At 46.6% G+C, this 12,063-nt stretch carries 7 protein-coding genes and 1 pseudogene; 2 read left to right on the plus strand and 6 right to left on the minus strand.

Going from position 1 to position 12,063, the window contains the following annotated elements; genetic code table 11:
- Positions 1 to 53 precede the first annotated feature (53 nt).
- The 6 genes and pseudogenes from ON05_RS22780 to ON05_RS22805 form a co-directional block, all read right to left on the minus strand.
- Complete coding sequence (locus ON05_RS22780) at positions 54 to 1,082, minus strand: hypothetical protein (RefSeq protein WP_010467865.1); 1,029 nt, start codon at positions 1,080 to 1,082, stop codon at positions 54 to 56.
- On the minus strand, positions 1,083 to 3,425 hold the full coding sequence (recJ, locus tag ON05_RS22785) for a single-stranded-DNA-specific exonuclease RecJ (protein ID WP_010467867.1): 2,343 nt from the start codon (positions 3,423 to 3,425) through the stop codon (positions 1,083 to 1,085).
- Positions 3,415 to 3,579 carry a hypothetical protein gene (locus tag ON05_RS22790; protein ID WP_010467869.1) on the minus strand — a complete coding sequence of 55 codons (165 nt, stop codon included), beginning with the start codon at positions 3,577 to 3,579 and terminating at the stop codon, positions 3,415 to 3,417. The genes recJ and ON05_RS22790 overlap by 11 nt, the downstream gene beginning before the upstream one ends.
- Positions 3,580 to 3,769: 190 nt before the next feature.
- The gene (locus ON05_RS22795; RefSeq protein WP_010467870.1) at positions 3,770 to 4,513 is read right to left on the minus strand and encodes a helix-turn-helix transcriptional regulator; all 744 of its coding nucleotides are present in this window, start codon (positions 4,511 to 4,513) and stop codon (positions 3,770 to 3,772) included.
- A 109-nt stretch (positions 4,514 to 4,622) separates the two neighbouring features.
- Positions 4,623 to 7,274, minus strand: a complete 2,652-nt coding sequence (mutS, locus tag ON05_RS22800) for a DNA mismatch repair protein MutS (RefSeq protein WP_010467872.1) — start codon at positions 7,272 to 7,274, stop codon at positions 4,623 to 4,625.
- 761 nt (positions 7,275 to 8,035) lie between these two features.
- A pseudogene (locus ON05_RS22805) lies at positions 8,036 to 9,423 on the minus strand (ISKra4 family transposase).
- Between the two features lie 734 nt (positions 9,424 to 10,157).
- Here ON05_RS22805 and ON05_RS22810 point away from each other — a divergent pair.
- Together ON05_RS22810 and ON05_RS22815 are read left to right on the plus strand one after the other, a co-directional pair.
- Complete coding sequence (locus ON05_RS22810; protein WP_139025692.1) at positions 10,158 to 11,015, plus strand: WecB/TagA/CpsF family glycosyltransferase; 858 nt, start codon at positions 10,158 to 10,160, stop codon at positions 11,013 to 11,015.
- A gap of 79 nt (positions 11,016 to 11,094) precedes the next feature.
- Positions 11,095 to 12,048, plus strand: a complete 954-nt coding sequence (locus ON05_RS22815) for a glycosyltransferase family 2 protein (protein WP_010472382.1) — start codon at positions 11,095 to 11,097, stop codon at positions 12,046 to 12,048.
- The last annotated feature ends 15 nt before the right edge of the window (positions 12,049 to 12,063 follow it).

Below are 12,063 nucleotides of genomic sequence, written 5' to 3' on the forward strand. Positions count from 1 at the left end.
TCAGCAGCAATCTCTCGAATTTTATGCATTGGCTTGTTTTTGAAAGAATTTGATTAGTTCAACGACTGCTGAAAGGTTTGTGCCATTGCCTTAAATTGGGGCAGATAGTTCTTAACTTGCTGTTGGCCTACCATTCCCATCATCAGAATATATCCCCCTTCGTCTGGGAAAAGCATGACCTGATAGAGCATCAAGGGAGTTTGAGATTTTTGATCTTTGCCCGTCGCAGTCAGTTCATAGCCCTCTAGCTCATCGATGGTTATAGGTGTCGTGGTCTGGACCGATTCAATTTCAGTTTGGGCTGTTTCCAACAACCGCCGTCGTGCATATTCTTTACGATTCCCAACGAATACCTCCCCAATCGATAACGCCACAATAAACATAGGATCATTCGGAGTAGCAGTAGGAATTGTGCCATTTAGGGTGAATAGGGCGGTATTCCCCATTGCCACCCCTTGGACTTGGGCTAGGTCAGCGACCGCTTCAATCTCGAAGGGAAGGGGAGCTGCCGCCATTTGAGACGGTTCAACAGACTGAAGAACCGTTTGCAGTGAGTGTCTCAGTTTAGATGCATGAGTCTTAGGGGCGGTAGCCACAACCATTTTTGTCCGTTCGGTATCACCAAAAAGCACCGCCCACTTCAGAAATTCCTGGCCATTGGCTTGCTGAGAAAAGTACACCTTGACGCCAGACTGCCCCTTAACTTGAGTTAACTCCTTGGAGTGCAGGGTCATTCCTTTTTCTGCCAGAGCCGGTTTCGTAAACCCCTGAGTCACTTCTGCAAAGGGCCCTGGAATGGCCAACACCATCACCGATGCCCCCGTAGAAGGTTGTTGAAATCCATAGAAACTTTCTGCTTTCTCAAATCCTGACGGCTGCAGAATCGCAACACCCACATCTGGGAAAGCCACAAGAGATGGAGCTTCCTTGGCAACTTGAGCCTTCAGTTTTCCGGGGGTTGCTAATAGGGGGATCCAAGCCAGGGCTGCGACAAGTTTTCGGAGCATGATGGGTAAAGGAATCAGAAATAAGAGGGTATTTAGGAAAGCTTGATTGTGGAGGGAGGAAAGTTGCGATCGCACCTAGGGCATCACATCATCAGGGTCCTGCTGGTCAGCAATGATTCCACCCATCACATCCACAGAAACGGATTGAAAGTACTGCTGCTGAAACTGTTCTTCTCGGACCGCATCTACAAATTGCAGAATAGCCTGCTGACGCTCTTCCGCCGTCAAGTTTCTAACAGATGGCTTGCCGCTAATATGGATCAGGTTTTTGTGATCACGCACCGTGAAACCATAGACCTGCAAACTTGCCAAGCCTACCTGCAGCGCATGAGGGCCAATCTTGAGGCTGGCTTGCAGCAAAGTTCGGCTGACGCCTCTCTTCATTCGCGCCAAGTACTTAGCCATCCCCACCAACTGTTTCCATACCGCCACTGAGTCAGGGGCATCAGCGCTCTGATAAGCGACGGCTAACGTCTTACCCGCCATTTTGGCCTGCTTTGCCCAACTTTGAACCGTAGCCCAGGAATCGGGACAGTGATCCATCACCAATAGCTCTGGACTGGGTTCAGCTTTATTTGGGTTCTGTCGCCAATCCATGATGGGTGAATTCAAGGTCTGGGTTGGATTTTCTGCTACAGGTCGCACTGCTTCCAGGCGGACCTCATATCGTCTTTCGTAAGCATTAAAATCCAGCTCCACAATCGCATCACAAGGACCAGCGGGAATCTCCTCCTTATAATGCCCCCACCATAATCCTGGGAACCCTGACTCAAATGACGTATCACAGATATAGAAGGTGGTTTTGATGTATTGAACCTTATTGCCCTTGCGATCTTTGATGTTCTTATTCCAAACCTGATCAAACCAGCAGTTGCGGATCAGTAACTTAGGGACTGGATTACCCATCCCACAGGGTTCTAACAGCTTTAATTCCTTAAAAAGTGATCGGCCCCCATCGGTGGCTAATTCGGCTAAGGTCACCACCAAATCGGCCTGAACAACGGCTTCGGGTTCTGTGGCCTGCTGCTGCCGAGCTTGCTGATTAATACCCTCCACCAGTAAAGAAATATTGGCAACGGGCAAACTCAAGCCTGCGGCAAAGGGATGTCCACCGAAGCTCGTCAGTAGGTTTGCCTGGCTATGCACCAATTCATAGAGATCGATCTGGTTTACAGACCGGGCTGAGCCACGGGCAAGGCAAACATTGCTCTTGCCCGCCACCGTTTCCTCCCAGAGAAGAATCGTCGGTCGGCCATAGGTTTGAGCAATCTGACCTGCGACTAATCCCAATACACCAATGGGCCACTGCGGATCACTTAAAACAATAACGGACGTAGTAGACAGATCCAGTTGTTCAAGCTTGCGAGTCACCTGCCGCAGCACGTCTTTTTGCAGGGATTTGCGGCGGGTATTGGCCAGTTCAGTCTCTTCTGCCAACTGCCGACAGCGAGCCGGATCTTTGCTGGTCAGTAACTCCACACAAAAACTAGCCTCGCCATGAATGCGGCTAACCGCGTTGATGCGGGGGCCAAGGCCAAAGGAAATATCGGTGGGACGATCGCCATTGCGCTTACACAGTTCTAAGAGCTTGGTTATGCCAGGGCGCGTTCGTTGGGTGAGTTGCCGTTGCAGCTGCTGAATGCCCCGTTGGGCCAAATACCGACAATCTCCTTTTAGAGCAACCAAATCGGCAATCAGACCAATCGTCACTAAGTCTAATAGATGATCTAGGGGCTGCTGAGGAACCTGGGGCAACGCCAAGTAAAGGGCTTCCACCAGCTTAAAAGCCACTGCTACTCCAGACAGATGGGCCAAGGGATGATCCGAGGGGAAATACCGCGAGTTAATAATAGCGGTCACTGGAGGCCGTTCTAGCGGCAAGGTATGGTGATCCGTGATGATCACATCTAGCCCCAGCTCGTTGGCATATTCAATTTCGGTCAGATTAGTACTTCCCGTATCACAAGTAACGATCAGCTGATAGCCTTGCGCCGCTAATCGCTCAATTCCAGGCCGATTCAGACCGTGGGATTCTGTGATGCGATTGGGAATGGTGTAGGTGAGGAAGCGATTCTGGGTAAAAAATTGTCCGAGTCCGTCCCAGAGAACGGCGGTCGAGGTGATGCCGTCGGCATCGAAGTCGCCCCAGATGGCTACTTTTTGGTTGCGATCGCAAGCCTGTATCAGCCGCTGAACCGCTTGCTCCATCTCTGCCCCAAAGGCAGACGGAGAAGTGGGTTGGTAATGATTCGGATCTAAAAATCCGGGAATCATTTGAGGGTCGTGAATCCCCCGCTGCCAGAGTAATTGAGCTAAATATTGACCTGAAATTTCTGGCGCAACACGTTGTATATCAGCAATCAGCCACTGCGGTGGCGTGACGGCTTGAATAAGATGCCATTGAGGGTCAGTGGGCATTCGCAGTAGTGTGGGCAGCGTTTTGCTCAATTAGCTCATCCACCAAGGAGGAATAGTGGTGGACACCAATCTCTCCTCTAAGATAGCGTTGATACACCTCGGCAATGGCCTGCATAAGGGGCTGACCTTTGTGGGCTAAAGTAGTTGTGCTCATGATGTATCGATCCCTTTTGTTAATAGTGTCAGTTAAGTCGGTTCAGACTTGTTTTTTGAATTAACTAAACAATACCGAGATCACAAATCAAACAAATCAGGAAAAATACGGATTATTTAGAAGTATCCTAACCCTTCATTTTTAAGAAGGGCAAAATACAGACAAACCGTCACCTAGACTACATTTCATCTCAAACAGGCGACACTTTTGCCCGATATAAGAGCTGTTTGCCCTGCCGATACCCCACATAGCGAAATCGGACTGGATCTCCTAATTTCAGGGGTTGTCCAGTCATGGACATAACCTGGTGCCACTGAGGATCATAGGTCGTTTCAGCTCCCACTTCACCAATCGGACTGACGCCCCAAGACGCTAATAATTTTTCTAAGGGACTCAGTAAAGGCAACAATTTTACCGCCGGGGCATCCGGGTTTTTACGGGCAGCATAGGCAGCAGTCGGCCATTGCAATAGCAATGGCTCTAGGGCCTGAATCGTGGATTTTTGGTACTCCACTAGTAGGTATTCTTTCTGGGTCTGTAGTTGCTGCTGCTGGCGCTGGTATTCCTGTTGTAACTGCACCATCTTTTGCTGAAGTTCTTCATGCTTCTGAGCAGAGAGGTCAGAGTCCCTACGCAAATTTACGGAGACAAGCTGATTTTCTCCTGCCGGAGACTGCAATCTCCGTATTATCACGGAGTCATTTTGAGAAAAGGTGGCCAGCAATACCTCCAACTCAACTTGTAAAACCTCACTTAACAAGAGGACCTTTTGCAAACGCAAATCTAAGATGCGACCTTGTCGAATCCAGTTAATATGTGCTCTCGAAAGGCCTGACGTTCGGGATAGCTCGGCAAAGCTCTTAAACCCTGATCGTTGCATCAATTCGATCAGCCTTGGGGTGTAGTCAGGGGCTGCTGAAGGGTTAATTGCCATCAATTAAGCCAACCAAAAACATAAATCCCAGAATGCAACATCGGATGGAACCACTGCAAATCTACAGACTGGCCGGGGGGGTCCCACAATCTCACGCTCTTCATCAGCCTCAAAAAGGTAATTCAAACTGCTGGGTTTTAGCCTCAGTTTCAGCAGATGATTTACGAGCATGCGGTTGAGTATTACCTTTGCGAAGCCCCACAGCAATTTTGCTATGCTGCTCGATCTGCTTCATCACTTGCTTTGCTCGCTTAATCACCGATGGGGGTAAACCGGCCAACCGTCCCGCCTCAATCCCATAGGAACGACTAGCCCCACCTGGGCAAACTTGGTGCAGAAAGATAATTTGATCTGGAAGTTCTTTAACCAGCACCTGATAGTTAGCCACATTTTCTACCAAACTCGCCAGCTCATTCAGCTCATGGTAGTGGGTGGCAAAAATCGTGCGGGCTTGGATAACGGTAGCAAGGTGCTCAGCCACGGACCAGGCAATGGCCAAACCATCAAAGGTGGCGGTGCCTCGACCAATTTCATCTAGAAGAACCAATGATTTAGAAGAGGCATGGTTGAGGATATTTGCGGTTTCATTCATCTCCACCATAAATGTGGACTGTCCAGTAGCCAAATCATCCACAGCTCCTACACGAGTAAAGATGCGATCACAAATGCCTAACCGTGCCGATTGTGCTGGCACATAGCTACCAATTTGAGCCATCAGCTGTATCAGCCCCACCTGACGCAGATAACAACTTTTACCGCTCGCGTTCGGCCCCGTCAAGATAACGAGGTCGGGATGGGGCGTTAAATCAGCGGAAGGCGCACTCCCGAGTTCAGTCGCATTAGGGACAAAAAATCCGGGTGGCAAAGACTGCTCTACCACCGGGTGACGACCGTCAAGAATTTGAATCTCGCGACTGTCGCTCATATCAGGACAGCAGTACCCCTGATACACCGCAACCTCCGTCAGCCCCACCAGAATATCAACGGCAGAGACGGCAGCAGCCACCGTCCGAATCAAGCTGGCCTGCTCCCCGACTTCTGTGCGAAGAGTGACAAACAGGTCATATTCCAGTTGAAACTGTTCCGTTTGGGCGGTGAAGATCCGAGCCTCTCGTTCCTTTAGCTCCGGGGTAATAAACCGTTCTTCGTTGGTCAGTGTTTGTTTACGAATATAGTCATCAGGGGCTTGATCGGCTTTGGCACGAGAAATACTAATAAAGTAACCAAAGGCTTTATTGAACCCCACTTTCAGGGTGGAAATTCCCGTGCGTTCTCGTTCGTCCTTCTCCAAATTGGCAATCCACTGCTGGTCGCTAACAATTTGCTGGCGCATCTGATCCAGCTCAGGATTAACGCTCGGCTTAATAAGGCCCCCTTCCGTTAAAGAGATGGGGGGAGACTCCACTAAATGAGCACGCAGACGCTGGGCCAGCTGATCGAGGATGGGAGGAACCGTTTGCAGAGCCTGCAAATAATGAGCCTCACACTTGGCGACTTTGTGGGATAGCTCTGTTAATTGCCCCAAAGATTCTGCCAAAGCAACCAGGTCACGGGCATTCGCAGTGCCGGAGCCCGCCCGCCCTGCTAGGCGTTCTAAGTCGTAGATTTTCTGCAGCTGGTTTTGGAGTTCTTTACGAAAACCAGTTTGGGGCAATAATTCAGTAATGGCAGCTTGACGGGCTTGAATATCATTGAGATCGAGTAAGGGCTGCAATAACCATCGTCGCAAGGCTCGACTACCCATAGCAGTTCGGGTGCGATCGATTGCCCAGAGCAAAGACCCCCGAAAGGTTCCATCGCGGGAGGTTTGGGTGAGTTCTAAATTACGCCGACTTTGGTGGTCAAGCACCAGATATTGGCTGAGGGTATACGTGGCCAGGGGCTGGAGGGGAATGTGGGTATCTTTTTGGGTGGCTTCTAGATAAGCCAATAGTCCACCCGCCGCTCGTACGGCCAAGGGGAGATGCTCGCACCCTAGCCCTTCCAAAGAACGCACTCCATAGACTTCTTGAATTCGCTGGCGGGCTTCTGCTTGAGTGAATGACGTTTGCGATCGCAACGAGTAGCAAAACTGATTCGGCAATCCTTCCGGAAGTAGATCCGACTTTTCGCCAGGTCGCAAAATCTGTTGAATATCGGGCGCATCCGTTGGGAACAATACTTCCGAAGGCTGAAGCCGCAGCAATTCTTGAGCCAAAGTTTCCCGTTCACTAAACTGAGTCGTCAAAAACTCCCCGGTGGAGATATCCGCATAGGCCAAACCCCAGTGATTACCCGCCAACACAAACGCCGCCAGAAAGTTATTACTACTGGCATTCAGCATCCCCTCTTCCAACAGGGTTCCAGGTGTAATCACCCGAGTGACTTCCCGCTTCACTAACCCCTGAGCTTGGGCTGGGTCCTCCATCTGATCACAGATAGCAACGGCAAAGCCTTTCTCCACTAGCAAACGACTATAGCGATCGAGCTGATGATGGGGAATCCCTGCCATTGCCACTCGACCCACCTCATTTCCAGACTGCCTACTAGTCAGGACCAGTTCTAAGGCTTGAGCAATAGTACAAGCATCTTCAAAGAAGGTCTCATAAAAATCCCCCATTCGATACAGCAAAATGGTTTGAGGGTATTCATCCTTGAGGTCCACATAGTGGCGCATCATCGGGGAGAGGGCTTCCCGATCTACAGTAGTGCGATCTCGATGTTGGGCTGGGTTTTTGCCTTCTCTTATAACAGGGACATCAGGGGCAACAGAATCGCTCATGGAGGATCATCAAGTCTGAATCGTATGTTTACGACTCTATCGCAGCCTACAAGGCAGCTCAACTAGATAAGTTATACTTCGCCTATTTATCTAGTTAATCTAAGGCTACTTCAGCAATACTCCAACTTAGATTCACTTGAGAATAGGCTGATAACTCGTACGCGATAGTGCCATAACTACGCGAAAATCTTTCACACACGCTTGCGGGACCTTGATGAGGAACCCCAAGCCATCCACTAGGACATAAAATCTCCGTCCTTGGAACTCGTTTATCTCCATCAAAACCACAGATCTTGCACCTTTTCTCGTAACTTTAACGGACTAACGATCGGTTGCCATGGCTAAAGAGTAGGGAGATTCGCCCCTCTACTAGGATAGTCTCTTTCGCAGAGGGCGGTTAATGTGCACTTATCCCCTCTTAAACATAAGAGTACAACATTTAGCTCAGTAGAAAATCATGAAGTACAAGATACTATTGACAGCCAGTTCCTTAAGTAATGGCAGGTGGCAATAAAAGCAACTATATCAACATGTGGATACTGGAATCACATAGATTCCATATAGGAATAAACAAATTAATATAGAAAGCCGAAAAAATATTCAAGGCACCTGCTTCAAAGCATCTTAAATCACTTTTAATAGAAGGAGCTTAATAAGCAATTACCTTTTATATCCTTTAAAAAAAATCTTATAAAGCTATTTACTAAAAGCTCTAATCGTTAATAATTTCATATAAATACTATTGCTCCAACAGGGCGTAGCTAATGGATCGGGGATGCCTTAGACTTCGGAATGGTTACCCCTGGGAATAGGGAGTCAAACCGTTGATTGACCCAGGCAAGCCGCAGCATGAGTAGATGATTGAAACCATCCTCACTCCAGCGCATACCAACCCCCTTAAAGCGCTGTTGAATCAGCCACTTACAAGCACTTTCGACCATTCCTGACCCCAGCGGTATCTGTAGTTGTTCAAAGTGGCGATATTGGATGTGTCGCAGATGGCGCTGGAAATAAGCCTGTACCTGGAGCAACGTCGTAAAAGATTTGCCCGTAAACAATTGTGAGTGAATCAACATCGTCAAGGACCGCAATACTAATAGGTGTTGCCCATGTCGCAATTGGTGTCGCCAGCGCCGAAACCAGGCTTGGGCTTGAGCAGAGCGAACATCCCCAAACATCACTTTTGTTGCTCGTGCAAGATGGCCTGCTGCATGAAAAAATCGAGAACTGCCACAGCACAGTGAGAGAACAAGGTGCGGTAGACTCGCCAGAAGCCTCGCCCCCATCACTCAACCAGATGACGCTTGGGGCCGATTCAAAGTCTTGTTTGCGGGCTTCGAGTTGCAGTAAGGGGATGAACTGGTCGATATCGCCCAATACTGCTACCAGTCTTCGACGCAGTAGTTGGGGGACACTCTTTTAGCTCGGGTGAGCCGTGTTCCCAGGCGGGCTAAGATAGCGACTTTAACTTCTCGCCACTGGATTTTTCCCTTGGGGGTTTTCGGAGTGGGGCGAAAGGGCACCATCACACCGTCAGCAGCAATGGCCAAAGGCAGAGCAGACAACACCTCTGAAATCGCTTCACTAGGAGCCTGTTCACCTGATGCTTGAGCTTTGAGTTGAGCCTCTAGCTCCTGATAAGCTTTGTTGCCCATGACTTGCACCCAATTCCACAAGCTTGATGAACTGACGGATAAACCACTCCACTGACTCAGCATCCAACTGGCCAGTTCATAGGGCATAAATAGACTTAACAAGCAGCCTAGACGCACCAGTTCTTTACTGCTGTGCTGGTAAGAGGTAATCCCAATGGATTGGTCCAGAGGAGCTGATAGACTACCTGGACACCCTTTTGGACAACGACCCACCCGTCGCTTTCAGTAAATATTCCCACCAGTGTCTGCATCTGACGAGATTCCCATCCCTTCGAGTGCAAGCGGGTTCCGCAGGTGCTACACCTAGGCCATTCAAATACTGTTTTTGCTCGCCGTGAGAGTTCATCCTCCAGAAGCCATCGAGCCAAATACAAACCCATTTGCAGAACGATATAAACCATCTGACTCAGGCTGGGTGATTCTTTGAGTGCTTCGACCTGTTCTAGAAATTCGTGATGCTCTAGTACGGTTGGCAATTGCGATGTTAGGCTCATGACAAGTTTTTGATTCGGGTACAGGATCTATTGTCCTTGACCCGTTTTTCTTTGAGCCATACATCCCCGATTCTGTGCTTACGCCCGCTCCAACACTTATGTCATACCCTGAAAATATCCAGTTTTAGAAGCATTATGAACCAAAATCTAATATTAATAACACCTAATTGAATTTATTAACTAAACTATAAGTTGCTCAAGTGCAGAAAAACTCTTAGAAAAACAGTTGCTGATACTAACAAGAAGTTGTAAACACTTTAAAAGTATATAGACGAACATTTATCAATTTAGTTCCATGATAATATCACGTCTCAATTAATTTTCAGTACAGACCACAATCTACCATCCAGATATTTTATGATTTCTCAAAATAAAATAAATTTTAGTTATTTCAATAATACATTTATCACACATCCTTTATAGCCCACTCTAGCACTGTCTTACAGATCATTATTCATGAGCGATTTATTGTCTATGGCAATACTCAAAATTATAATTCACTAACTTTATATGACTAAATATTACTTTTTCTAGTCTATTTTCTACATTGACATAATATCCAAGAATTATTATCCTTTGTAGAGCTTATGCAAGTGAGGCCCTCCCATAGGTGGTTTAAAGCTTACTTTCACCAAATATAGTAAATTTTCCTGCTCAGTAAGTTCAGATTGCCACACTACAAATTGCTTATCTCCTGATGATGAAATTCCCCTACTTCTCCCTCACTCGTATCCATGCAGCTAGAATCAAAATCGGCCAATCTGGGCCTAACCCTCAAAAAAGGTTCAGTTGATCAACCAATTATCGAAGTTTCACTTCTTGAGCGTCGAATCACATTCATGACAACGTCAAGAATAGTTGACGTGATAGATGATGCCTGTCTTCACCACAACAAAATTGTAGTGTCCAACTACAATGTCCATGGTTTCAACTTATCAATGCAGTTGCCTTGGTTATATCGCTTCCATCAAAAAGCAGATTATGTCCATTGTGACGGCATGGGAATATTAAAGACAGCAAATTTCCTGGGCTTAGATCTGCCTAGCAGCTACCACACATCCTATACATCTCTAATGCCAAAGGTTCTCGACCTTGCGAACCAAAAAGGCTACTCAGTATTTTTCCTTGGGGGCAAACCCCATATTTTGGAGACAGCACTTCATAATCTAAGGCTTAACTATTCCAATACCAACTTTTTTGGTCATCATGGATATTTCCTATCAGATGACCCAGCTGAGAATGCCTTAAACCAGCAAGAAGTCCTAACTTCCATTAATGAAGTTAAGCCAAATATTTTGGTCATGGGTATGGGGATGCCTCTACAGGAACAATGGGTAGATAGGAACAAAGAGCACCTCAGTGTTAATGCAATTATGCTTGGAGGGGCAATTATCGACCGACTGGCCGGTGAAGTGCCTGACTGCCCTCAACTTCTTACAGAATTGGGACTTGAGTGGATTTTTCGACTAGTACGAGAGCCAAAACGTCTAATGGGTCGATATGTTATTGGAAATCCTACTTTTTTGATGAATATTGCCTTGGCGTCTGCCCTTGGCATTCAACCTTTAACCATTCATCAACATAATCAGTAGATTGATTCCTTGCTCACAATATTTATTCTATATAAAAATACTGAATAGTTAAGTCTAGACCTTTAAACTCCTGAAATGCATGAAGCCTAAGGTATCTGTCATAGTCCCAGCGTACAATATCTCCAAATATATACTTGACGCTTTAAACTCAATTAAAGAACAGACTTATCAAAATTATGAAGCCCTCATTATTGATGATGGCTCTTTAGATGAGACTCCCTCAATTGTCGAGGAATTTTGTAAGGCTAATCAACAATTTAAATTATTAAAGAAACCGAATGGTGGTTTATCCTCCGCTCGGAACTACGGTATTGATCATGCTAAAGGCCAATACATTGCCCTTTTAGATGGTGATGATATCTACAGCAAAGACAAATTGGCCAATCATGTAGCACATTTAGATAATGACCCATCAATTGGTGTTGTCTATAGTGCATCTCAAGCGATTCGTGATGATGGCAAAGCAACCTTTTTTGTCCTAAGTGGTAAGCCACTGTATAAAGACATCCTTACTTCTCTACTATGCAAGAACTTCATTGGGCATGGTTCTAATGGGGTTTTCCGCCACTGCTTAATCAACGAAGTTGGTAACTTCGATGAATCCTTGCCTAGCTCAGAAGATTTAGATTTTTGGTTGAGAGTTGCTAGTACAAAACGTTGGAAATTTTATAGAGAGAGGAAGATTCTCTCTTACTATCGAGTTCGACCTTCAGGCCTTTCTTTCAATATTAGCCGAATGAGAAAGTGTAATGAAAGAGTGATAAGCATGGCTCTTGAGCGATCACCAAAGTTAGTAGCCCCAATTCTCCCTAAAGCTTACGCTTATATGTTCCGATATTTAGCGAGATTAAGTTTAACTTCTGGAAATATTCCGCAAGCACGGGAATACATCAATAAGTCCTTATCTCATGACCGTTCAATTTTTATCCAAGACCCAAGATCTTTATTAACTCTAATTTCGGTATTAGTTTCACCTCTCACTACCCTTACATTAAGAGGGATATTAGGCTCAAACTCTGCAGCTAAGCCTTAACAATCAAGTTTTTTA

Origin of the sequence: Acaryochloris sp. CCMEE 5410, assembly GCF_000238775.2 — a bacterium.
Classification (GTDB): Bacteria; Cyanobacteriota; Cyanobacteriia; order Thermosynechococcales; family Thermosynechococcaceae; genus Acaryochloris.